At 72.2% G+C, this 21,334-nt stretch carries 24 protein-coding genes; 14 read left to right on the top strand and 10 right to left on the bottom strand.

The annotated features are described in order from the left end of the window. Positions 1 to 50 precede the first annotated feature (50 nt). Positions 51 to 1,010 carry a DMT family transporter gene (locus tag LL648_RS33425; protein ID WP_232666808.1) on the top strand — a complete coding sequence of 320 codons (960 nt, stop codon included), beginning with the start codon at positions 51 to 53 and terminating at the stop codon, positions 1,008 to 1,010. On the opposite strand, the gene LL648_RS33420 is transcribed toward LL648_RS33425, so the two are convergent. Together LL648_RS33420 and LL648_RS33415 are read right to left on the bottom strand one after the other, a co-directional pair. After that, on the bottom strand, positions 973 to 1,707 hold the full coding sequence (locus LL648_RS33420) for an SDR family NAD(P)-dependent oxidoreductase (protein ID WP_232666807.1): 735 nt from the start codon (positions 1,705 to 1,707) through the stop codon (positions 973 to 975). The genes LL648_RS33425 and LL648_RS33420 overlap by 38 nt on opposite strands. Before the next feature lie 147 nt (positions 1,708 to 1,854). Next, complete coding sequence (locus LL648_RS33415; RefSeq protein WP_232666806.1) at positions 1,855 to 2,778, bottom strand: LysR family transcriptional regulator; 924 nt, start codon at positions 2,776 to 2,778, stop codon at positions 1,855 to 1,857. A gap of 72 nt (positions 2,779 to 2,850) precedes the next feature. Here LL648_RS33415 and ilvE point away from each other — a divergent pair, with 72 nt between their 5' ends. Together ilvE and LL648_RS33405 are read left to right on the top strand one after the other, a co-directional pair. Further along, positions 2,851 to 3,810 carry a branched-chain-amino-acid transaminase gene (gene ilvE, locus LL648_RS33410; protein WP_232666805.1) on the top strand — a complete coding sequence of 320 codons (960 nt, stop codon included), beginning with the start codon at positions 2,851 to 2,853 and terminating at the stop codon, positions 3,808 to 3,810. After that, on the top strand, positions 3,807 to 4,205 hold the full coding sequence (locus LL648_RS33405; RefSeq protein WP_232666804.1) for a cupin domain-containing protein: 399 nt from the start codon (positions 3,807 to 3,809) through the stop codon (positions 4,203 to 4,205). Before ilvE ends, LL648_RS33405 begins: the two co-directional genes overlap by 4 nt. Before the next feature lie 20 nt (positions 4,206 to 4,225). On the opposite strand, the gene LL648_RS33400 is transcribed toward LL648_RS33405, so the two are convergent. From LL648_RS33400 to LL648_RS33390, 3 genes are read right to left on the bottom strand one after another with little or no spacing between them, the layout of a single operon-like run. After that, complete coding sequence (locus tag LL648_RS33400) at positions 4,226 to 4,612, bottom strand: DUF6463 family protein (protein ID WP_232666803.1); 387 nt, start codon at positions 4,610 to 4,612, stop codon at positions 4,226 to 4,228. 19 nt (positions 4,613 to 4,631) lie between these two features. After that, a complete protein-coding gene (locus LL648_RS33395; RefSeq protein WP_232666802.1) occupies positions 4,632 to 5,177 on the bottom strand; it encodes a TetR/AcrR family transcriptional regulator in 546 nt (181 codons plus the stop codon). 32 nt (positions 5,178 to 5,209) lie between these two features. Further along, on the bottom strand, positions 5,210 to 5,656 hold the full coding sequence (locus LL648_RS33390) for a DUF3995 domain-containing protein (RefSeq protein ID WP_232666801.1): 447 nt from the start codon (positions 5,654 to 5,656) through the stop codon (positions 5,210 to 5,212). A 44-nt stretch (positions 5,657 to 5,700) separates the two neighbouring features. On the opposite strand from LL648_RS33390, the gene LL648_RS33385 reads away from it, so the two are divergent. From LL648_RS33385 to LL648_RS33350, 8 genes are all read left to right on the top strand, one after another. After that, positions 5,701 to 6,534: an endonuclease/exonuclease/phosphatase family protein gene (locus tag LL648_RS33385; protein ID WP_232666800.1), complete on the top strand. Its 834-nt coding sequence runs from the start codon at positions 5,701 to 5,703 to the stop codon at positions 6,532 to 6,534. Between the two features lie 118 nt (positions 6,535 to 6,652). Continuing rightward, the gene (locus tag LL648_RS33380) at positions 6,653 to 8,113 is read left to right on the top strand and encodes a fumarylacetoacetate hydrolase family protein (protein WP_374112144.1); all 1,461 of its coding nucleotides are present in this window, start codon (positions 6,653 to 6,655) and stop codon (positions 8,111 to 8,113) included. Further along, positions 8,110 to 8,769, top strand: a complete 660-nt coding sequence (locus LL648_RS33375) for a GntR family transcriptional regulator (RefSeq protein WP_232666798.1) — start codon at positions 8,110 to 8,112, stop codon at positions 8,767 to 8,769. The genes LL648_RS33380 and LL648_RS33375 overlap by 4 nt, the downstream gene beginning before the upstream one ends. After that, on the top strand, positions 8,766 to 9,698 hold the full coding sequence (gene dapA, locus LL648_RS33370) for a 4-hydroxy-tetrahydrodipicolinate synthase (protein WP_232666797.1): 933 nt from the start codon (positions 8,766 to 8,768) through the stop codon (positions 9,696 to 9,698). Before LL648_RS33375 ends, dapA begins: the two co-directional genes overlap by 4 nt. After that, positions 9,695 to 11,191, top strand: a complete 1,497-nt coding sequence (gene hpaE, locus LL648_RS33365; protein WP_232666796.1) for a 5-carboxymethyl-2-hydroxymuconate semialdehyde dehydrogenase — start codon at positions 9,695 to 9,697, stop codon at positions 11,189 to 11,191. Before dapA ends, hpaE begins: the two co-directional genes overlap by 4 nt. A gap of 17 nt (positions 11,192 to 11,208) precedes the next feature. After that, entirely contained in the window at positions 11,209 to 12,255 is a 1,047-nt protein-coding gene (gene hpaD, locus LL648_RS33360) for a 3,4-dihydroxyphenylacetate 2,3-dioxygenase (RefSeq protein WP_232666795.1), read from the top strand. A 44-nt stretch (positions 12,256 to 12,299) separates the two neighbouring features. Then, on the top strand, positions 12,300 to 12,908 hold the full coding sequence (locus tag LL648_RS33355; protein ID WP_232666794.1) for a TetR/AcrR family transcriptional regulator: 609 nt from the start codon (positions 12,300 to 12,302) through the stop codon (positions 12,906 to 12,908). Then, positions 12,905 to 13,495: a GNAT family N-acetyltransferase gene (locus tag LL648_RS33350; RefSeq protein WP_232666793.1), complete on the top strand. Its 591-nt coding sequence runs from the start codon at positions 12,905 to 12,907 to the stop codon at positions 13,493 to 13,495. Before LL648_RS33355 ends, LL648_RS33350 begins: the two co-directional genes overlap by 4 nt. 35 nt (positions 13,496 to 13,530) lie before the next feature. Here the strand turns inward: LL648_RS33350 and LL648_RS33345 are convergent, their stop codons facing one another. After that, entirely contained in the window at positions 13,531 to 14,214 is a 684-nt protein-coding gene (locus tag LL648_RS33345) for a hypothetical protein (RefSeq protein ID WP_232666792.1), read from the bottom strand. Here LL648_RS33345 and LL648_RS33340 point away from each other — a divergent pair. Beyond that, on the top strand, positions 14,172 to 15,527 hold the full coding sequence (locus LL648_RS33340; RefSeq protein ID WP_374112145.1) for an MFS transporter: 1,356 nt from the start codon (positions 14,172 to 14,174) through the stop codon (positions 15,525 to 15,527). The two genes, LL648_RS33345 and LL648_RS33340, sit on opposite strands and share 43 nt — an antisense overlap. 75 nt (positions 15,528 to 15,602) lie before the next feature. Here LL648_RS33340 and LL648_RS33335 read toward each other — a convergent pair whose 3' ends face one another. Further along, positions 15,603 to 15,989, bottom strand: coding sequence for a Dabb family protein (locus LL648_RS33335; RefSeq protein WP_232666790.1), 387 nt, complete (start codon positions 15,987 to 15,989; stop codon positions 15,603 to 15,605). 74 nt (positions 15,990 to 16,063) lie between these two features. On the opposite strand from LL648_RS33335, the gene LL648_RS33330 reads away from it, so the two are divergent. Together LL648_RS33330 and LL648_RS33325 are read left to right on the top strand one after the other, a co-directional pair. Further along, the gene (locus LL648_RS33330; protein WP_232666789.1) at positions 16,064 to 16,717 is read left to right on the top strand and encodes a TetR/AcrR family transcriptional regulator; all 654 of its coding nucleotides are present in this window, start codon (positions 16,064 to 16,066) and stop codon (positions 16,715 to 16,717) included. Continuing rightward, positions 16,714 to 17,172, top strand: a complete 459-nt coding sequence (locus tag LL648_RS33325) for a GNAT family N-acetyltransferase (RefSeq protein WP_232666788.1) — start codon at positions 16,714 to 16,716, stop codon at positions 17,170 to 17,172. Before LL648_RS33330 ends, LL648_RS33325 begins: the two co-directional genes overlap by 4 nt. Before the next feature lie 171 nt (positions 17,173 to 17,343). On the opposite strand, the gene LL648_RS33320 is transcribed toward LL648_RS33325, so the two are convergent. From LL648_RS33320 to LL648_RS33310, 3 genes are read right to left on the bottom strand one after another with little or no spacing between them, the layout of a single operon-like run. After that, positions 17,344 to 18,039 carry a hypothetical protein gene (locus LL648_RS33320; protein WP_232666787.1) on the bottom strand — a complete coding sequence of 232 codons (696 nt, stop codon included), beginning with the start codon at positions 18,037 to 18,039 and terminating at the stop codon, positions 17,344 to 17,346. 45 nt (positions 18,040 to 18,084) lie between these two features. Continuing rightward, positions 18,085 to 19,749 carry a (2,3-dihydroxybenzoyl)adenylate synthase gene (locus LL648_RS33315; RefSeq protein WP_232666786.1) on the bottom strand — a complete coding sequence of 555 codons (1,665 nt, stop codon included), beginning with the start codon at positions 19,747 to 19,749 and terminating at the stop codon, positions 18,085 to 18,087. After that, positions 19,749 to 21,332 carry an FAD-dependent monooxygenase gene (locus LL648_RS33310; RefSeq protein ID WP_232666785.1) on the bottom strand — a complete coding sequence of 528 codons (1,584 nt, stop codon included), beginning with the start codon at positions 21,330 to 21,332 and terminating at the stop codon, positions 19,749 to 19,751. Before LL648_RS33310 ends, LL648_RS33315 begins: the two co-directional genes overlap by 1 nt. Positions 21,333 to 21,334: the final 2 nt, after the last annotated feature.

Here is a 21,334-nt window from a genome sequence, read left to right as displayed (position 1 = left end):
TGAAGTTCTGCGTGATTGTGCTTAACCACCGGCTCGCTCAGAGTGAGCGCATGGCCCTCACCACAACCGCCCCGACGACCCGACTGTGGTGGCTGCGACTACTGGCGCTGGCGACGATCTGGGGCACGAGCTTCCTGTTGATCAAGGTGGCACTGGACGGGTTCGGGCCGCTGCAGATCGCGTTCGGTCGCGTCGTGATCGGCGCACTCGTGCTCATCCTCGTTGTGGTGGCCGGGCGCGACGCGCTGCCGCGCGACCCGCGGATGTGGTGGCACCTCGGGGTCGCCGGTCTGCTGCTCAACTCCGTGCCGTTCGTCCTGTTCGGGCTCGCGGAGCAGCGCATCTCCTCGTCGCTCGCCGGAATCTGCAACGCCGCAACACCCCTGTTCACGGTGCTGCTCACGCTCGCCGCGCTGCGCCAGGAGCGGCCGGCGCCCCGGCGGATCGTCGGACTCCTGCTGGGATTCGGTGGCGTGCTCGTCGTGCTGGACGTCGGCAACACCGCCGGCGCCGCTGCGGTGGACCCTGCTGCGGTCGACCCTGCTGCGGTGGATGCTGTGGGCGTCGGCATGGTCCTCGGTGCCGCGCTCTGCTACGCGCTCGGCTGGGTGTACCTGCGGCGGTACGTCACGGGTTCGCCCTACTCGGGTGTTGCGCTCTCCGCGGGCCAGCTCGCCACATCGACGGTCCAGCTCGCCGCTGTCATGCTCGTCGCAACCGAACTGCCCGCAGCGTTCCCGCTCGCCCCGGTGCTGGCCGTGGTGGCGTTGGGCGCGCTCGGCACCGGGTTCGCGTACGTCCTGCAATACCGGCTGATCCGCGACGTCGGGGTGACCGTGGCGGCCACCGTCACCTACGTGATCCCGGTGGTGGCGGTGGCCGCCGGCATCGCCGTGCTGGGCGAGCACCTGCACCCGCACCAGCTGGTCGGCGCTGCCGTCATCCTCGGCGGTGCGTACCTCAGCCGACCCCTCAGCGACCGAGGTGCATCCCACCGCTCACGTGCATGACCTGGCCCGTGATGTGCGACGCCTCCGCCGATGCCAGGAACGCCACGAGCGCGGCGACCTCGTCGACCTGGCCGAGGCGGTGCTGCGCCGTGTGCGCCTCGACATAGGCGCGGCGGGCTGCCGGGAAGTCGGCCCCGCCGAGGAAGCCGGTGCCCTCGGTCGGGCCGGGTGAGACGACGTTGGCCGTGATGCCGCGGTCGCCGAGCTGGAACGCGAGCTCGGAGGTCCACGGCTCGACGGCCGCCTTCACCGCGCCGTAGCTGCCCTGGCCGGACCGCGCCGTGACCGAGCCGAGGTTCACGATGCGTGCGCCCTCGGCGAGCCGCGGCAACAGGGCGTTCGTCATCAGGACGGCCGTGAGGACGTTGGCCGAGAAGTTCGCGAGGTAGGACGACCGGATCGCGTCGAGGTCGCCCGCGGCGGGCGGGCCCTGCACCAGGTCGACGTTCGCCCCGGCGGCGTTGACCAGCACGTCCACCCGTTCCGGCAGCTCCCGCAACGCCGCCTGGAGCGCCGCGGGGTCGGCGGCGTCGACCGCGACGGCACGCGCCGGCGCGCCGAGCTCCGCAACCGCCTCGGCCAGGACGTCGGCCCGCCTTCCGACGATCACGACCTCGTCGCCCGACTTCGCCAAGCGTGCGGCGACCGCCCTCCCGATGCCGGTGCCGCCTCCGGTGACCACTGCTGTCCGCTGCATCTCTCCTCCTCAGATCTTAAGGTCTTAACATCACCGTACAAGATCTTCATGCCTTAAGAAACCCGAAGGCTGTGGCACCGAACACCCGTCAACGGGTGAGTCGCGCGTTCCAGCACGGTGAGTCGACACTTTCAGCACGGCGAGTCGTCACCTCGGACGCGGCGAGTCCTGCATCTCGGTTGCGGCGTTGCGGAGGTGGTCGATCATCGCGTCGGCCGCCGGGAGCCGGTACGGACCCGACGACGTCGCCGCGAACACGGTGCGGGTGAGCGTCGGCTCGTCGAGCCGGACGACGACGAGGTCGGGCGGTGTTGCTGCCATCGCCAACCACGGCGTCAGCGCGATCCCGACGCCGGCGGCGACGAGGCCGCGCACCGTCATCTGGTCGTCCGTGCGGAACGCGACCCGCGGCTCGAAGCCGGCGCGCAGGCATGCCTGCGGCAGCACCTCGGCGGTGGAGCCGCTGCGCACGCCTTGCACCCAGATCTCCCCCGCCAGCTCGGCCAGCCGCACCCGCGCCCGGCCGGCGAGCGGATGACCCGCCGGCACCACGATGGAAAGCGCGTCCTGCAGCAACGGGCTGGTCGTGACACCGGCCGGGACGATCATCGGCACGAGCGGGAACTCGTAGACGAGCGCGAGGTCGAGGTGGTGCTCGGCGACCTGCGCGAGGCCCTCGTCGCTGTCGGCCTCCAGCAACGTCAGCTCGACCTGCGGAAACGCGCTGCGGAACGCGGCGACGGCCTTCGGCATCAGCGCCGCGTTGGCGGTGGTGAACGACCCGAAGCGCAGCCGCCCGCCCTCGCCGCTCCCGACCGCCGCGAGCGCGTCGTCGGCTGCCCGCAGCTCGGCGAGCAGGTTCTCGGCGTGCCGCGCGAGCACCCGTCCCGGCTCGGTCAGTCGAACGCCCCGCGCGTGCCGTTCCACGAGCTGGGCGCCTGCTTCCCGTTCCAGCAACGCGATCTGCTGCGAGACCGCCGACGTCGTCAGCCGCAGGACCTCTGCCGCGCCGGTGAACGAGCCGTGCCGGGACACCTCGTACAAGGCCCGCAGCCGGGGCACGTTCAGCATTCAGTGATTTTAAAGCCAGCTTCCAAAAGGTTTCAATTGTCCTAATACCATACTGGTGCGAGTGTCGTTGGCATGACCACCCAACCCTTCGCGCCCCCGTGCGACATCGTCTTCGTGGACGGCGGGTTCGTTGCTGCGGACGAGGCGGCGGTGAGCGTCCACGCGAATGCCCTGTCGTACGGCACCGGCACGTTCGAGGGCATCCGCGCGTGCTGGAACGCCGAACACGAGCAGCTGTACCTGCTCGAAGCCCTCGATCACTTCCGTCGACTGGCCCGCTCCGCCCGCATCCTCGGGCTGGCGCTGCCGTTCACGCCGGAGCGGCTCGTGACGGCGTCGGTCGAGCTGCTCCGCCGCAACGACGTGCGCGCCGACGCCTACCTGCGGCCGCTGCTGATCCAGTCGGGTGCGGTGCTGCCCGTACGCATGCACGACGTGCCGACGCGACTGTCGATCGCGGCCACCCCGATGCCCGGCGACTACATCGACCCGCGTGGCGTGCGGTGCATGGTCTCCACCTGGCGGCGTGCCCCCGACGTGGCCGCGGCGAACCGGGCGAAGGTGACCGGCGGCTACCCCGGCCCGGCGCTGGCCAAGACCGAAGCGGCGCGGCGCGGCTACGACGAGGCGATCATGCTGACGCTCGACGGCTTCGTCGCCGAGGCCACTACGTCGAACGTGCTGGTCCGGATCGGCGACGGCTGGGTGACCCCGCCCGGGACGGACGACATCCTCGAAGGCATCACCCGGCGGCAGGTGATGAAGCTCATCGAGGAGCTGACGGGCCGCACCGTGGTCGAACGGCGGGTGCAGCGCACCGAGCTCTACACCGCCGACGAGGTGCTGCTGTGCGGCACCGCCGCCGGCGTCGTCCCGGTCGTGGAGATCGACGAGCGGCTGGTCGGGTCGGGCCGCCCCGGCGAGCTGACCGGCCGGCTCGCCGCATTGCTGCGAGCCATCGCCAGCCGCACCGACGACCGTCACCCTGAATGGACCGTGCCCGTCCACGCCACCGAGAGGCAGATGCAGTGACCGATACCCACAAGAGCACGTTCCACGAGCTGGCCGAGGTCCCACCGACCAGGATCTGGGACGGCGTACTGGCCCGCATGATCCACAGCGAGCTGATCACCATGGCGATCGTCGAGCTGGGCCCCGACACCCCCGTCCCGCTGCACCAGCACCACAACGAGCAGCTCGGCTTCGTGATCACGGGCTCGGTCCGCTTCACCGTCGACGGCGAGACCCGCACCCTCGGCCCCGGCGGCAACTGGCGGATCTTCGCCGACGTGCCCCACCAGGCCGAGTCGGGGCCGGACGGGGCCGTCGTCGCCGAGGTCTACTCGCCGGTCCGGCAGGACTGGGTCGGCCTCCCAACCGCCGCACCGAGCACGCCGGGGTGGCCCGCACCAGCCGATCAGGGCTGATCAGTACTGATCAGTACTGATCAGTACTGATCAGCAGCGGCACGGCGGCGGTTGCGACGCAGGTCGAACACGGCCAGCAACCCGAGCGCGAGCATGATCCAGCCGCCGCCGTCCGGCTCCAGCGCTGTGTCGAACGCGCCGATCCCGAGCAGCCACCAGCCGACGTGCGCGGGCAGCTCGCCACGGTTCCGAACGTGCCACTGTGCCGTCATCCCGAAGAACAGCAAGGCAAGCCCGCCGATGAAGAACCAGGTGACGAAGTCGCGCTCGACTGTGTTCGACGCACCGGCGAGCCCGTCGGCGATGATCGCGCCGACGATGCCGGGCGACTCCGCCACGACGTAGCCGAGGTGGAACACCCCCAACCCGATGATCATCCACGGGAGCGCCCGGGTCAGCCTCGACACAGCGCACCCCCGACCGGGGTCAGGGCCGGCCCAGCGGCTCCAGCAACAGGTCCCAGATCCGCTCGATCTCCTCGATCGGCGCCCGGGGCACGACGTGCCCACCGCCGACCAGCGTCAGGTAGACGGCCTGCGCGAGAACACGAGCTCGTCCCGACGGCAGGTCGTGGCGCGCGAACAGCTCCTCCAGGAACCGGACGCGCCGCTCGTCGATCCGCTCCTGCACCGTGCGCACCACCGCGTCCTGCTGCGCCCAGGCGCGGAACGCCACCTCCAGCTCGGCCTCCGCACCCTTCTCCGCGGCCACGAGCGAGCGCAGCGTCCGGAGCTGCCCGGCGGGATCCTCGAACCGTTCGGTCGCGACGTCGATGTAGCGGGTCGTGTACCGCTCCTCGAAGTACGCAGCGAGCTCCGCGCGGTAGTCCGGCATCCCGTCGAAGTGGTGGTAGAACGACCCCTTCGTCAGCCCGATCGTCGCGAGCAACCGGTCGAGTCGCAGCGCCTGCGCGCCCTGCTCGGCGAGGATCCCGAGCCCGCAGTCGAGCCAGTCGCCCTTGGTCGTGGGCACGGCCCACCTCTCTCGTGTCGCGCCGGAGCGGATCAGCCAACCACACGGTGGCCCCCGCTCCGCAGCACCGCCGCGATCCCCGCCGCGAGCGCTAAGCACAGCGGTGAGTAGACGGCCCGGTCGAGCCGGTTGAACGGGTCGCGGGCGCGACCGCGAACCTCGGCGAGCACCCCCGCGCCGCCGCGCCCGGCCAGCACGACGGCCCCGGCGGCGGCGAGCCACCGCGACGAGCGGGTGGGACGGGTCCCCGACCGCGCCACCACCGTCGCGCCGACGGCACACGCTCCCGCGACGGACCACGACATCCAAGGGGGCGGCATCTCGGGATAGCGAGCGCGCTCTGCGGCGCCGAGCACGTGCTCGGCCAGTACCCGGAGGTCGGGCGCCGGCCAGGGCGACCCGAGCGCCCATGCGGCGTGCAAAGCGGAGATCGAAGCGAGCGACGCGGTGACGGCGACGGTCGCTGGCGACGGTTTCACGAGTTGCTTCACAAGGCGAACATACCAAACAGTATGGTAGGTCCGTGAAGCGAAATCCTGTGCGCGTCGCCACGTGGAACCTGTGGTGGCGCTTCGGCGACTGGCGCCTGCGCAACGAAGCGATCGCGGCGACGCTCGCGAAGCTGTCCGCCGACGTGATCGGCCTGCAAGAGGTGTGGGCCGATGGGCCGCACGAGCAGGCCGGGATGCTCGCCGAACGCCTCGGGCTCCAGCACGCGTGGTGCCCGGCGCCGTCGACGCGACGGTGGCGCGACCGGCTCCCCGGGTCCGAGGGCATCACCGTCGGGAACGCCGTGCTGAGCAGGTGGCCGATCACCCGCGTGCGCGGGCTCCACCTGTCGGATCCGGGCGCACCCGACGGCCGCGTCGCGCTGCTGACCACGGTCGCGACCCCGGCCGGCCGGATCGACGTCTGCAGCACGCAGCTCACGAGCGTCGTGCCCGACGGATCAGCGCGGCGCACCCGCCAGCTCGCTCGCCTCGTCCGATGGCTGGCACGCACGCGAACCGGCGGACACGTCCCGCTCGCGCTGGTCGGGGACCTCAATGCCGAACCCGATGCCGACGAGATCCGACGGCTCCGCGGCACGGGAACCACTCCGTTCGTTCCCGGCGCCGTGTTCGTCGACGCGTGGAGCTACCGGGGCGACTCCGATCCCGGGTACACCTGGCGGCGGGACAACCCGCACGCCGCCACCGCCGGCGAGCCGTGGGCCCGCATCGACTACGTGCTCCTTGCGCCCTCGGCGACCGGACTCGCGGCCGCCACCACGGTCGGCCTGTTCGGCACCGGCCCCGTCGGGGCCGTCCAGCCGTCCGACCACGCCGGCGTGTACGCCGACCTGACACTCCCGTGACCCGACCGAACTTCCCCACCGTTTTGCCAACCTGCACGCCGTTTTGCGTGTGCAGGTTGGCAAAACGGTGGGGAACTTCTGGCCCGAGGCGGCCGGAAGATATACGATCTCGTACACAATGTCTCCAGCATCAGAAGCAACACCCGTGACCGCCGACGCCGTGACGAGCGCGCTGGGCAGGCGGCCCGGCAAGGTGATCGCCGTCCACCTCAACTACGCGTCGCGAGCCGCCCAACGCGGGCGGACGCCTGCCGCGGCCTCCTACTTCCTCAAACCGGCCAGCTCGCTGACCGGCAGCGGCACCGTCGAACGTCCCGCGGGCACCGAACTGCTCGGCTTCGAGGGCGAGATCGCGCTGGTGATCGGACGCGCCGCGCGGCACGTCCGCCCCGATGACGGCTGGGGGCACGTCGGCTGGGTGACGGCGGCGAACGACCTCGGCCTGCACGACCTGCGGGCCGCCGACCGCGGCAGCAACGTGCGCTCCAAGGGCGGCGACGGCTACACCCCGCTCGGCCCGGAACTGCTGCCGGCCGCCGAGCTGGACCCCGCGGCGCTGCGCGTCCGGACCTGGCTCGACGGCGAGCTCGTCCAGGACGACACCAGCGCCACGCTGCTGTTCGACTTCGGCCACCTCGTCGCCGACCTCTCCCGCATGCTCACGCTCGAGGAGGGCGACGTGATCCTGACCGGCACCCCGGCCGGCGCGTCCGTCGCCGTGCCGGGCCAGGTCGTCGAGGTCGAGGTCGGCACCGTCGACGGCAGCCGCGGCACCGGCCGGCTGCGCACCGAGGTCGTCGACGGGCCACCGCTGGCGCCGTGGGGCGCGGCCGGCGAGGTCGACGACGCGACGCGGTCCGATGCCTGGGGCACGCCCCCGCCACGGCTACCGGACGCGGTGCGCGAGCGGCTGGCGAACGTCGCCGTCGCGACGCTCTCGGTGCAGCTGCGGCAACGCGGCTTCGACAGCGCCGTGATCGACGGCGTCCGGGCGCTCGCTCCCGGCCGCCGCATCGTCGGCACCGCGCGCACGCTGCGGTTCGTGCCGTTCCGGCCCGACCTGTTCGCCGAACGCGGCGGCGGGTTCAACGCGCAGAAGCGGGCGATCGAGTCGGTGCTGCCCGGCGAGGTGCTGGTCATGGAGGCCCGTCGCGATCCGACCGCGGGCACGCTGGGCGACATCCTTGCGCTGCGCGCGCGGGTCCGCGGAGCTGCTGGGATCGTCACCGACGGCGCCGTCCGCGACGCCGCGGCGGTCGCGGCGACCGGCCTGTCCGTCTTCAGCGCCGGGACGCACCCCGCTGTGCTCGGCCGCCGGCATGTGCCGTGGGAGACCGACGTGACCATCGCCTGCGGCGGGGCGACGGTGCAGGTCGGTGATGTGATCGTGGGCGACGACGACGGTGTGGTGGTCATCCCGCCCGGTCTCGTCGACGAGGTGCTCGCCGCCGCCGAAGAGCAGGAGCGCGAGGAGCACTGGATCGCCGCGCAGGTCGGCGCCGGCGCCGGCATCGACGGGCTCTACCCGCTCGGCGGGCGGTGGCGCGAGCGGTACGAGGCCGAGCAGGAGCAGCCATGACGGCGCCGTCCGCGTCGAAGGTCGACATGGCCTACGACCTCATCCGGCGCCGCATCCAGGACGGCGCGTACACCCCCGGCTACCGGCTCGTGCTGGGCCCGCTGGCCAAGGAGCTCGGTGTCTCGACCGTCCCGGTGCGCGAGGCGGTGCGCCGGCTGGAGGCCGAGGGGCACGTCGAGGTGGTCCGCAACGTCGGCGCGACCGTGCGCGGCCTCGACCCCGTCGAGTACCGGTGGACGTTCGAGACGCTCGCCGTCGTCGAGGCGGCGGCGACGGGGATGGCCGCCCCGCACCTCTCGCGCACCGAGCTCACCGAGGCGGCACGGCTCAACGACGCCATGCGCGCCGGGCTCGCGGACCTCGACCCGATCCGCCACACCCGGCTCAACCAGCGGTTCCACGAGGTGCTCACCGGTCCGTGCCCGAACCCGCAGCTGCGCGACCTCATCGCGCACGGCTGGACCCGCATGGCCGCGCTGCGCTCCTCGATCTTCTCGTTCGTCCCCGAACGGGCCGTCGAGTCGGTCCACGAGCACGACGCGCTGCTGCGGCTCATCGAGCGCGGCGCACCGCCCGCGGAGGTCGAGGCCGCCGCCCGCGCCCACCGTGAGACGACCCTGCAGACGGTCCTGAACAGCCAGAAGGGATCCGCATGAGGTTCCGGTCCGACCCCGCTTCGATCCGCGGCTCGATCGCGCCGCTGGTCACCCCGTTCTCCCCCGACGACGACGTCGACCACGAGGGCCTGCGCCGGCTGGTGCGCTGGCAGCTCGACGCCGGGACGCACGGGATCTCGCTCGGGGGCTCGACCGGCGAGCCGTCGGCGCAGTCGACGGCCGAGCGCGCCGAGGCGATCCGCACCGTCGCCGCCGAGGTCGGCGACCGCGTGCCGTTCCTGCCGGGCACCGGATCGGCCAAGCTCTCCGAGACGCTGGAGCTGACCGCCGCGGCGCGCGACGCCGGCGCCGACGCCGTGCTCGTGATCACCCCGTACTACGCGCGGCCGACACAGGAGGCGCTGTACCGCTGGTACTCGACGGTGGCGCTGGAGTTCCCCGACCTGCCGATCGTCGCCTACAACGTGCCCTCACGAACGGCCGTGGAGATCACCCCGGAGACGGTGGCCCGACTCTTCCGCGACCACGACAACTTCGTAGGGGTCAAGGAGACGACCAAGGACTTCGAGCACCTCTCCCGGATGCTGCATGCGGCCGGCCCTGAGCTGCTCGTCTGGTCGGGGATCGAGCTGCTCTGCCTCCCGGCCCTCGCGCTGGGTGCCGCCGGCTTCGTCTCGGCGCTCGCGAACATCGCACCCGCTGCCGTCGCCAAGCTGTACGAGGCCGGTGTCGCCGGCGACCTCGCCCGGGGCCGGGAGATCCACTACGGCGTGCACCCGCTGGTCGACCTGCTGTTCGTCGAGACGAACCCGGCGCCGGCGAAGTGGCTGATGAAGGAGCGGGGGCTGATCGGGAGCGACCACGTGCGGCCGCCGCTCATCCCGCTGACCGAGCAGGGGCAGCAGACCGTGCGGGCGCTCGCGGAGGCCGGCGCGCAGCACCTCACGCCCGTCGAGGTTTCCGCATGACGCGGCACGTGCCGGGCGGGCTGCCCACGCACCTCCGCCACCACATCGACGGCGAGCCCCGCGACTCCGCGAGCGGGGCGACGTTCGAGGTGCTCGACCCGGTCTCCGACCAGCCGTACGCGACAGCGGCTGCCGGTCAGGCCGAGGACGTCGACGCCGCGGTCACGGCTGCGCAGCGCGCCTTCGCCGAGGGCCCATGGCCGACGATGGCCCCGCGGGCGCGGGCCAGGGTGCTCACCCGGATCGCGGACCTCGTCGAGGCGAGCGACGAGCGGCTCGCCGAGCTGGAGACGTTCGACACCGGCCTGCCGATCACGCAGGCGCTCGGCCAGGCGCAACGCGCCGCGGAGAACTTCCGGTTCTTCGCCGACCTGATCGTCGGCCAGGCCGACCACGCCTACCAGGTGCCGGGCCGGCAGATCAACTACGTCAACCGCAAGCCGGTCGGCGTCGCCGGGCTGATCACACCCTGGAACACGCCGTTCATGCTGGAATCCTGGAAGCTCGCCCCGGCGATCGCGGCCGGCTGCACGGTGGTGCTCAAGCCCGCGGAGTTCACCCCGCTCTCGGCGAGCCTGTGGGCGGAGATCTTCGCGGAGGCCGAGCTGCCCCGCGGTGTGTTCAACCTGGTCAACGGCATCGGCGAGGAGGCGGGCGCGGCGCTCGTCGCGCACCCCGGCACGCGGTTGATCTCCTTCACCGGCGAGACCACCACCGGGCAGACGATCTTCCGGGCGGCCGCGTCGCACCTCAAGGGCCTGTCGATGGAGTTGGGCGGCAAGTCGCCCGTCGTGATCTTCGAAGACGCCGACCTCGACGCCGCGCTCGACTCGGCGCTCTTCGGCGTGTTCTCGCTCAACGGCGAGCGCTGCACCGCGGGGTCGCGCATCCTCGTGCAGCGCGGCGTCTACGACGGGTTCGTCGAGGGGTTCGCCGCGCGTGCGCGCCGGATCGTCGTCGGCGACCCGCACGACCCCGGCACCGAGGTCGGCGCGCTCGTGCACCCCGAGCACTACGAGCGGGTGCTCGGCTACGTGGAGATCGGGAAGGCCGAGGCGCGGCTCGTGGCCGGCGGCGGCCGCCCCGAGCACCTGCCGGCGGGCAACTACCTCGCGCCGACCGTCTTCGCCGACGTCCCGCCGACCGCACGGATCTTCCAGGAGGAGATCTTCGGGCCGGTCGTCGCGATCACCCCGTTCGACGGGGAGGCCGACGCCGTGGCGCTCGCCAACGACGTGAAGTACGGGCTCGCGGGATACGTCTGGACCCGCGACCTCACCCGCGGCCACCGCGTCGCGCAGGCGATCGAGGCCGGCATGGTCTGGCTGAACTCGCACAACGTGCGCGACTTGCGCACCCCGTTCGGCGGCGTCAAGGCCTCCGGGCTGGGCCACGAGGGCGGGCACCGCTCGATCGACTTCTACACCGAGGAACAGGCCGTGCACGTGACGCTCGGCGACGTGCACACGCCACGCTTCGGCGCGTCCGGCTGAGCCCGAGGAGGAGCTGCATGACCCCCGTCCCGCCCGACGTGATCCGCGCCGCTTACGCCGAGCTCGTCGTCAGCGACCTCGCCGCCGCGCGGTGGTTCTACGTCGACGTGCTCGGACTCGTCGTCACGGCGGAGGACGACGACGCCATCCACCTGCGGGCGTTCGAGGAGTACCTGCACCATTCGCTCGTGCTGCGCCGCGGGCCGGTGCCGGCGTGCGCGCGGCTGGCGTACCGCGTGCGCTCCCCCGCCGACGTCGACCACGCCGAGATCTGGTTCCGGGAGCTCGGCGTGCGCGTCGAGCGGGTGCCGGCGGGGACGTCGCTCGGCATCGGCGAGGCCGTCCGCATCGAGGACCCGCTCGGCTTCCCCGTCGAGTTCTTCCACGACGCCACCCACGTCGAGCGCTTCACCCGGCGCTACGACCTGCACGGCGCGGGAGCGATCAGCAGGCTCGACCACTTCAACGTCGTCACACCCGACGTCCCTGCCGCGCAGCGCTACTACGAGGACCTCGGGTTCGCGCTCTCCGAGGACATCGAGGACGCCGACGGCACGGTCTACGCCGCGTGGCTCCACCGGAAGCCGACCGTGCACGACGTCGCGCTGACCGGCGGTGACGGGCCGCGGCTGCACCACATCGCGTTCGCCACGCACGAGCGCGGCCAGATCCTGCACCTGTGCGACCACCTCGGCGCCGCCCGCCGCTCCGACATGATCGAGCGCGGGCCCGGGCGCCACGGCGTCTCCAACGCGTTCTACCTCTACCTCCGCGACCCCGACGGGCACCGGATCGAGATCTACACCCACGACTACTACACGGGCGACCCGGACAACCCCGTGGTGCGCTGGGACGTCCACGACAACCAGCGCCGCGACTGGTGGGGCAACCCCGTCGTCCCGTCCTGGTACGCGGAGGCCTCGCCGGTGCTCGACCTCGACGGCCGGCCACGTGAGCTGCACGAACGCACCGAGGCGCGGGAGGCGGACGTGACGATCGGGGCGGACGGGTTCTCCTACACCCGCGCGGAGGAGCGCGGCTTCAAGCTGGGCAACCAGGTCTGATCGACGCGCGGTACGATGAACATCTGTTCATCGGAAGGATCGCCGTGCCCCGCAGCAGCGCCCAGAACGAGGCTTTGCGTGCCGCGACGCTGGAGAAGGTGGAGGCGGCCGCGGTCGCGCTCTTCGCCCACCGCGGGTACGCCGCGACGAGCATGCGCGACATCGCCGCCGAGGCGGGGATCTCGACCGGACTGATCTACCGCCACTACGCGACGAAGGACGAGCTGTTCGGCGCGCTGGTCGGGCAGGCGGCGGACGGGCTGCGCGCCGTCGCGGAGCAGCTGCGCGCGCAACCGTCGCCGTCCACCTTCGTCACGGCCTTCGCGCGCACGTTCCTCGCCGACATCGCGGCCGGGGCCGGGTTCGCGGAGTTCTACATGATCATGAACCAGGCGTTCACGACGCCGGACGCCGCGCCACAGGTGCGGGAGCTCGTCCAGCACCACGAGGAGTTCGTAGACGGTTTCGTGGCACTGGTGGCGCGCGGCCAGCGGCTCGGCGAGTGCCGCCCGGGCGACCCGGCCGACCTGGTCATCGTCTTCCTCGCCGCGCTGAGCGGGATCGCGATGCTCGCGTTCTCGCTCGGCGCCCGCGCGGTGCTGCCCGGCCCGCAGGCCTTGACCGGCATCGTGCTCCAGAGGGAATCCGGATGATCGAGTTCAGGACCGCGGCCGAGCTCGGCGAGAGCTTCCGGCGACCCATCACGGAAGTGTTCGTCGACGCGTTCGGCCACGACTTCGCCTACTTCAGCACCGATCCGGCCCGGCTCACCGATGCCTTCGAACACATGCTCGCGCTGGAGCACTTCCACGTGGCGCTCGTCGACGGCGAGCCGGCCGGCATCACGGCGCTCACCGACGGCCGGCAACGCTCCGCCGTGCCGCATGGCGGGCCGCTACGCCGGCACCTCGGCCTGGTCAAGGGCACGATCGGCGCCGTCGTACTCGGCCGCGAGTGGTCACACGAGGTCGAAGGTCTCACGACGGGCGGCGCGTCATTGGAGTTCGTCGGCACCGCCAGCGCGCACCAGGGCAAGGGCGTCGCCACCGCACTGCTCACGCACCTGCTCGCGCTGCCGCAGTACCGCGAGTACGTGCTCGAGGAGATCGCCGATACGAACGCCGCAGCGCTGCACCTGTACCGCAAGCTCGGGTTCACCGAGTACCGGCGGAAGAAGGTGAACCACACCAAGCGGACCGGGATCAGCTACTACATCTCGATGAAGCTCGTGCAGTACTAAGCAGTACTAAGCAGTACTAGGCAGGACTGAGCGGGTCAGCCCTGCGCGGCGTCGACGATCCGCCCGTCGTGCACGAGGAACCGGATGCGGTTCGGGCGCAGGTCGGCAGTGGCGCCGCCGTGGCGGTCGGGGTCGAGGACCTGCACCTGGAACCCCTCGCGGCGGTAGAGCTCCGCGACCGCGCCGACGTCCCGGCCGATCTGGTCGGTGATCGGGACGCTGGGCCGCGGCCAGTCGTCCGCGGGCTCCGGGTGGAACGGCAGCTTCGAGAACGCGTTGCGGTCGATCTCGATGATCGTGACGGCCGGCCCGTACCGGGCGGCGCAGACCGCTCGGGCGCGGTCGATCCAGCGTGTTGCGACGTGGACCTCGACCGACCCGCTCACGACGTCGACGCCCGTCCCGACGGCGACGACGTCCGCCTCGGCGAGCACGGCCCCGACCTCGCTCATGATCGCGTCGAGCAACTTCGAGGACCTGACACCTTGCGTGACCACGAGGTCGATGCCCGCACCGCCGGCTTCGTCGACCAGCGCGACGAACCGGGGTTGCTGCGTCGCGGCCGGATCGACGACGTACACCGTCGCGTGCCCCGAGCCGTTCGTGACCAGGCCCGTGAACCGGTCCGGCTGCTCGTCGATCATGTCCCGGATCCGGTTGATCACAACGAGCTGGGATTGCTGGCGGGCCCAGAACTCAGGTCCGGGATCCGCGGTCACGAACACATCGTCCTACCGCCCGGCGGAGCTACCAAGTAAGGTCACCCTCAATAAAAGCGTACTTATCACGCATGGAGGTTCAGGTGACGGATCGGCGCAGGTTGCCGGTGTTGCTCGTGGCGGTGCTGTCGACGTTCACGGCACAGCAGGTGCTCACCCCGGTGCTCGCCCCACTGGCGCGGGAGATCGGGCTGACCGAGGTGGCGCTGGGTTCGGTCGTGACGGTCGCGGCGGTCGTCTTCGCAGGCACGGCACTCCTGTGGGGCAAGGCCGTCGACCGGTTCGGGCGGCGGCCCGTGCTCCTCCTCGGCATGGCGCTCGCGCTCATCGGCCTGAGCGGCTTCGCCGTGGTTTCGCAGCTCACCATCGTCGAGGCGCTCGACACGACGTCCGCGTACGTGCTGATCCTGGCGACCCGCAGCATCCTGTTCGGGGCAGGTCTCGGCGCCGTGCCGGTCGCCGCGATCGCACTGATCGCCGCCTCCACGGAGGGCGACGCCGACCGCACCCGCGGGATCGGGCAGATCGGCGCGGCGCAAGGCCTGGCGCTGGTGCTCGGCCCCGCGCTGGGCGGACTGCTCTCCGTCGCGGGACTCCTCGGCCCGATCTGGCTGGCACCGGCACTGCTGCTGGTGATGCTCGTGGTGGTTGCGGTGCTGCTGCCGCGCGAACCGGCCCGCGCCGCGGCCCCGGACACCGAGCGCCCGCCCGCGCTGCGCCCGTGGGACGGCAGGCTGTGGCCGGTGCTGGCCGCCGGATTCCTGCTCTACCTGGCGCTGGCGCTGCTGCAGATCGTGCTCGGCTTCCTCCTCCAGGATCGGCTGGAGCTCGACTCCGCCAGCACGGTCGCCGCCACCGGCACCGTGTTCGTGGTCTGCGGTGTGGTGCTGATCCTCGTGCAGGGCGTCGTGGTGCCACGGCTGCGCTGGCCGGCCGCGCGACTGCTGCGCGTCGGCGCCCCCATCGCACTGGCGGGAACCCTCGCCCTGCTGCCGGCGAACGCCCTGTGGGCGGTCGTCGCCGCGATGGGCCTGCTCGCCGTCGGCCTCGGCCTCGCGATGCCGGGCTTCGCGACGGCCCCCACCCTGCTCGTCGGCCCCGAAGAGCAGGGTGGGGTCGCCGGCCTGGTCCAGGCCGTCACCGGCCTGACCTTCGTGATCGGCCCGATCGCCGGTACGGGCCTCTACGAGCTGCTCCACCAGGCACCCGTGGTGGCGGCGGCGATCGCGTGCGCGGCGGCGACGGTGTTCGTCCTGCTCCACCCCGCGCTGCGGGCGGCGCCCCGGAGGGCCGTGACCACGGTCGGCAGCTGACCGCGCCCCCTGGACCGCAATGCGTGCGCGACGCACACGTTGCCTCGACCCCGCTGGACCGCCGGCGGTCGCGGCCTAGCTGAACAGCTTCTCGATCGTCCTCCCCCAATCCGGGTACTTGGCGGCCTTAGCCGCGTGCAGCGCCCCGACCTTCGCGGCGATCTCGGGGTCCCCGTCGTCCGAGCTGCGCACGGCGGCCGCGCTCGCGACGTGCGGCAGGATCACGTCGTCGCCCGCCAGGTGCACGGGATCGTGCATGTACCGCTCCAGCGCCTCCAGGTCGGGGATCCCGACGACGTAGGTGAGCGCGTACCCCTCGTCCGGGATCGACAGGTCGCGCCCGACGGAACCGAAGGCGACCGAGTCGAGCGCCGCCGTCCGCCGCATTGCGCTCACCACCTCGGCCTCCTGATCCGGCGTGATGCCGTCGCGCAGCCGGAAGCGCAGGACGTTGACGATCATTCGTTCCACCAACTTGAACTCATGGGTTCAATTTAGTGTTCATCTGAAGCCAGATGTCAAGGTAGGCTGCGGCTGTGACAGGGACGGCGGCGCGGGGTCGCATGGACAAGCGGCAGGCGATACTCGACGCCGCGTTCGAGGTGTTCGCCCGCTGCGGGTACGGGCAGGCGTGCGTGAAGGAGGTGGCCGAGGTCGCCGGCGTCGCCAAGCCGACCGTCTACAACCACCTCCACGACAAGGAGACGCTCTTCCGCCACGCCGTGACCGCCGCGGCGGAAGGCATCGCCGAGCGCACGATCTCGGCGCTCGACGCCCTGCGTGACCCCGCCGGTGACCTCCGCGAGACGCTGGGACAGGTCACCCGGGAGCTCGCGGCGAGCTGCTGCGACGAGCGCGCGCAGGCGCTGCGCCGGCTCACCTACGGGGAGACCGCGCAGTTCCCCGACGTGCTGGAGAGCGTCCACGCGCGCACCGCGCTCGACCTGCGAGAGGTGCTGGCCGACCGGCTCGCCCGCCTCGTCGTGGCCGGCCGGCTGCGCCCGTGCGAGCCGGGCGAGGCAGCGGGCCACCTGCTCGCGCTGATCACCGGCCCGCTCGACGCCCGCTCGCGGATGGGCACGCGGGCGGTCCCGCCGGCCGAGGTGGAGCGGGTCGCGGAGTCGGCCGCCGACGTCTGGTGGCGCGCGTATGGCGCGCCGGCCGGGCCGGCAGCACGATGGGGTTCGTGATCGACACCAGCACCCTCGACATCCGCCCGGCCGAGCCTGCCGACGTGCCCGCGCTCACCAGGTTGACCCACGAGCTCGGGTACCCGTCGAGCACCGAAGACGAAGTGACCGGGCGGCTGACGACCTGGACCGGGCGGGACGACCTGCTGGTCCTGGTCGCCGCGAGCGGCGAGCAGGTCGTCGGCGTCGCCGCACTCGCCGTGATCCCCTACTTCGAGCGGCCGGGGTCGTGGGGCCGGGTCGTGGCGCTCGTGGTGGACGCCCGCACCCGGGGGCTGGGCGTCGGTCGCACGCTGCTGGCCGCGACCGAGCAGGCGGCGCTGGCCAGGGGCTGCACGAACATGGAGATCAGCAGCGCCCGCCGCCGCGTCGACGCCCACGCCTTCTACCGGTCGGTGGGCTACGTGGACCGGTGCGACTATTCGGCCAAGTTCTTCAAGGAGCTGACGACCTAGGAACTCCCCTCGGGAGCCAGCCCTCCCACGTACAACCAGGGGTGGTCACGGCAGTGCCAGGAAAGTGGCTTTCCTGGCACCACAGGACAGGAAAGTGGCTTTCCTGGCACCCAACGGGCCGCATCCGTGTGGCGGGCGGGATGCGTGCACCCCCGGGTGGGCTGCCCGTCGCTAGTCGAGCGTGCTCCGCAGCTGCGCGGCGCGCGCGGCGTCGTCACCCGAGAGCTCCAGGCGCGCGAGCAGGTCGATCGCGCCGGGCCGGTCGATGTCGCCGTAGACGTCCCACTGGCTTCCCCACAGCCCCTGCAGGAGCGCGGAGTGCAGCCTGCGCGCGCCGAGCGCCGCCTCGTAGGTGGAGTGCTTGGCCGGCCACAGGACGGGGCCCGAGTGCCGCAGCACGCGGTCGGCCCGGCGCAGCAGCGGCGCTTCCGTCGACGCACCGAGCGCGCCGGCGTCGTTGCCCAGCAGCTCCGAGAACGCGATCGCCGAGGTCGAGCGGTCCTCGAACCAGTCGACCCAGAGCGAGTAGGTGACGACGTCGGCGCTCGCCTCCCGCTCCAGCCTGGTCCGGTAGCCGGCCCACAGCGCCTGCATCAGCTCGGGTTCGGCCGAGCCGGCGAGGTCGAGCCTGATGTACATCGACACGGCGTACTCGCCGAGCAGGTCGATCAGCCCGAGCGCCAGCTGGAGCCGCCGCCGCGGTTCGAGGCCCGTGTCGTTGAGCAGCGGGCTCGTCCACTCGTGCGCGACGTGGTTGGCCGTGCGCTCGACGGATTCACCGGACGGGAGCAGCTCCCACCAGGAGGTGCCCTTGGCCGTCACCCCGCGGGCGTCGAGCCAACGTCGCGCCTCGTCGGCGTCGTTCATCTCACGAAGTGGAGCTTGAGCAGCAGACATTGATCAGAAACCGTATCACTCGGGCCCGCGGCCGAGTCGACCGGTGATGTCCGCGCGCAAAGCCTTCTTGTCGATCTTGCCAACCTTAGTGGCAGCCAGCTCGTCGACGAGCACCAGGTGCTCGGGCAGCTTGAAGCAGGCCACGCCGGTGCGCTCCATCGAGGCGCGGATGCCGTCGAGCGTGACCGCCGCGCCGGGCCGCGGCACCACGTACACGCAGACACGCTCCCCCAGCTCCCCGTCGGGCATCGCAACCGCCGCGACCTGCGCGACCCCCGGCAGCAACCGGTAGACGAGGTTCTCGACCTCCTCCGCCGAGATCTTCTCGCCACCGCGGTTGATCATGTCCTTGTCGCGGCCCTCGACGACGAGGTTGCCGCCCTCCACCAGCCGGCAGATGTCCCCGGAGCGGTACCAGCCGTCGGAGGTGAACGCGCGGGCGTTCTGCTCGGCGGCCTTGTAGTAGCCGCGCGGTGTGTAGGGGCCGCGGGTGAGCAGCGCGCCCGGCTCGCCCGCCGGGACGTCCGCGTCGAGCTCGTCGACCAGCCGCACCTCGTCGTCGGGGCACATCGGCCGGCCCTGCGTGGTGCAGATGACGTCGTCCGGGTCGTCCAGCCGGGTGTAGTTGAGCAGGCCTTCGGCCATCCCGAACACCTGCTGGAGCGTCGCGCCGAGCGTCGGACGCACCCGCCGGGCGAGCTCGTCGGCCAGCCGCGCGCCGCCGACCTGCAGCACCCGCAGCGGCGCGACCTGCTCGGCGCCGTGCTCCTCGGCGTGGTCCAGCCACCGACCGGCGACGGCGGGAACAACCGCGGTGTGCGTGACGTGCTCGGCCGCGATCGTGGCGAACGCCCGCGCCGGCTCGGGCGAGGGCAGCACGACGACCCGGCCGCCCGCGAGGAGCGTGCCGAGGATGCCGGGGCAGGCGAGCGGGAAGTTGTGCCCGGCCGGCAGGCTCACCAGGTAGCACGCACCGGCGTCGATCCCGGCCAGCTCGGCACTGCGACGCGCGTTGTAGGCGTAGTCGTCGTGCGTGCGCGCGATCAGCTTCGGCAGGCCGGTCGTGCCGCCGGAGAGCAGGAAGACGGCGACGTCGCGGCTGCCGACGGCCGCCGCGTCGAGGCGGGCGCGGTCGGACGCGGGGTCCGGGCTCGCCGCGCAGACCGCGTGCAGGTCGACGCTGCCGGGTTCGATGTCCGTGCCGGCGACGAGCACGTGCCAGCCGCCGTCGATCTCGTGGGCGAGGCGCTGGTGGTCGAAGTCGCGCATCCGGTCGGGAACGGCGATCGCCGCCGCCTCGGAGTGCGCCGCGAGGTAGGCCAGCTCGGTGCGGCGGTGCGCCGGCAGCGCCATCACCGGCACGATCCCGGCGCGCAGGCAGGCGATCGTCAGCACGACGAACTCCCAACCGTTGCCCAGCTGCACCACGATCCGGTCGCCGGTGGCCAGGCCGAGATCGAGCAGCCGGCCGGCCACCGCGTCGGCGCGGTTGGCCAGCTCGCGGTGGCTCAGCCGGACACCGGCGTCGGGGTCCACCAGCGCGAGCGCGTCAGGCGTGGCATCGGCGACGGCACGCAGCAACGTGCCCAGCGGCACTCCCGCCCAGTACCCCTTGGCGACGTACTCGGCGGCGACGGCGTCGGGCCACGACACGGTGTGCTCACTGATCGGGCTGGGCATCAGCGCTCCGCTTCGACGCCGACGAGATCCGCCCGCCCGGAGAGCACGGCGGTCAGCGCGCGGTCGTGGTCGAGGTCCGGCTCGACGTGCAGCGCGGCGACGCGGTGGCGCATGCGTGCCTCCTCGCAGATCAGCATGCGGGTCAGCGGGGTGCCGCCGTGCACGGCGACGAGCACGGGTTCACCCGCGGCGAGCTCGGCCAACCGGCGCAGCGCGGCCGGCATGCCGGCCTCGGAGTCCGGCGCAGCGAGCCGGACGCCGCCCGGGCCCGGTTCGGACAGCAGCGGCAGTGCCGGGTCGCGCACCGCCTGCGGGACGCCGTCGGCGGAGGTCTCGACCGTCACGAACCGCTCCGGCGCCGACCACCTCGCCGTCTCGAAGGGCGTCGCGAGCGGTTCGGCGCCGTGCCGCTCGACCCACGCCCGGTGGCTCGCCTCGACGAACCCCGGATCACGCCTGGCGAGCCGCGCGTCGGTGATCGACCGCGAGAGGAAGTGGTAGGCGAACTGCCACGGCTCGAACTCGTCGTGGTAGCGCCCGAAGTGCTCCCACCACGCGAGGCTCGGCCGGGCCGAGTCCTGGATCTTGCGGACCGATTGCTGCGCGGCCCGCTCGTACGCGCCGAGCGCCGCGGGGAGGTCGCCGGGCTGCTCGACGAGCGCGGCGGCCAGCGCGACAGCGTCCTCCATCGCCATCTTGGTGCCCGACCCGACCGAGAAGTGCGCCGTGTGCACGGCATCGCCGAGGAAGGCGACCGGCGCCGCACCCGGCCGCAGCGCATGCCAACGCCGGGTGCGGCGGGTGCGGAAGTTGCCCCACCGCGAGTTGTTGACCAGCAACGACCTGCCATCGATCTGCTCGGCGAAGAGCTTCTCCAGGTAGTCCTTGCTGGCCGGGTCGCTGACGCCGGGCGGCTGGCTCACGTCGAACTCGTCGAGGCCGGCACGGCGCCACGACTCCTCATCGGTCTCCACGATGAACGTCGAGACGGTGTCGGAGATCGGATAGCCGTGCACCGCGAAGACGCCGTCGGCGCCGCGCTCGTGCACGAACGTCAGCCCGTCGAACATGTAGTCGGTGCCGAACCAGATGAACTTCGCCGTTGCCGTCTCCAGCTCGACACCCAGATCGACCCCGAGGTCGGCGCCCAGCTGCTCACGGATCCGCGAGCCGGTGCCGTCCGCCGCGACGACGAGGTCGTAGCCGTCGAGATCGGCGAGCGTCGCCTCGGCAGCGAAGCGCAGCTGCGCGCCGACCTCGCGGGCGCGTTCCTGCATCACCGCGAGCAGCGTGCGGCGCGCGACCGCCGCCATGCCGTTGCCGCCACAGCGGACGCGCTCACCCTTGAGCCGCACCTCGATCGTGTCCCAGTGCCGGCCGTGCTCGGCCAGCGCCTCGCGGAGCACCGGGTCGGCGTCGTGGATGCCGGCGAGCGTCCGGTCGGAGAAGACGACCCCGAAGCCGAAGGTGTCGTCCGCCCGGTTCCGCTCGAACACCGTGACCTCGACGGACGGGTCCGCGCGCCGGACCAAGGTGGCGAAGAACAGCCCGCCCGGCCCGCCACCGACGACGGCAACACGCATGG

This window comes from Pseudonocardia sp. TRM90224, assembly GCF_021245725.1.
GTDB lineage: Bacteria > Actinomycetota > Actinomycetes > Mycobacteriales > Pseudonocardiaceae > Pseudonocardia.
The sequence above is the reverse complement of the archived record's forward strand: the minus strand, read 5'-3'. Positions and strand labels throughout refer to the sequence as shown.

Coding starts and splice junctions, on each gene's coding strand:
- LL648_RS33425 (WP_232666808.1), top strand. CDS start 51: ATGGCCCTCACCACAACCGCCCCGACGACCCGACTGTGGTGGCTGCGA.
- LL648_RS33420 (WP_232666807.1), bottom strand. CDS start 1,707: ATGCAGCGGACAGCAGTGGTCACCGGAGGCGGCACCGGCATCGGGAGG.
- LL648_RS33415 (WP_232666806.1), bottom strand. CDS start 2,778: ATGCTGAACGTGCCCCGGCTGCGGGCCTTGTACGAGGTGTCCCGGCAC.
- ilvE (WP_232666805.1), top strand. CDS start 2,851: ATGACCACCCAACCCTTCGCGCCCCCGTGCGACATCGTCTTCGTGGAC.
- LL648_RS33380 (WP_374112144.1), top strand. CDS start 6,653: ATGTCTCCAGCATCAGAAGCAACACCCGTGACCGCCGACGCCGTGACG.
- LL648_RS33375 (WP_232666798.1), top strand. CDS start 8,110: ATGACGGCGCCGTCCGCGTCGAAGGTCGACATGGCCTACGACCTCATC.
- dapA (WP_232666797.1), top strand. CDS start 8,766: ATGAGGTTCCGGTCCGACCCCGCTTCGATCCGCGGCTCGATCGCGCCG.
- hpaE (WP_232666796.1), top strand. CDS start 9,695: ATGACGCGGCACGTGCCGGGCGGGCTGCCCACGCACCTCCGCCACCAC.
- hpaD (WP_232666795.1), top strand. CDS start 11,209: ATGACCCCCGTCCCGCCCGACGTGATCCGCGCCGCTTACGCCGAGCTC.
- LL648_RS33350 (WP_232666793.1), top strand. CDS start 12,905: ATGATCGAGTTCAGGACCGCGGCCGAGCTCGGCGAGAGCTTCCGGCGA.
- LL648_RS33335 (WP_232666790.1), bottom strand. CDS start 15,989: ATGATCGTCAACGTCCTGCGCTTCCGGCTGCGCGACGGCATCACGCCG.
- LL648_RS33320 (WP_232666787.1), bottom strand. CDS start 18,039: ATGAACGACGCCGACGAGGCGCGACGTTGGCTCGACGCCCGCGGGGTG.
- LL648_RS33315 (WP_232666786.1), bottom strand. CDS start 19,749: ATGCCCAGCCCGATCAGTGAGCACACCGTGTCGTGGCCCGACGCCGTC.
- LL648_RS33310 (WP_232666785.1), bottom strand. CDS start 21,332: ATGCGTGTTGCCGTCGTCGGTGGCGGGCCGGGCGGGCTGTTCTTCGCC.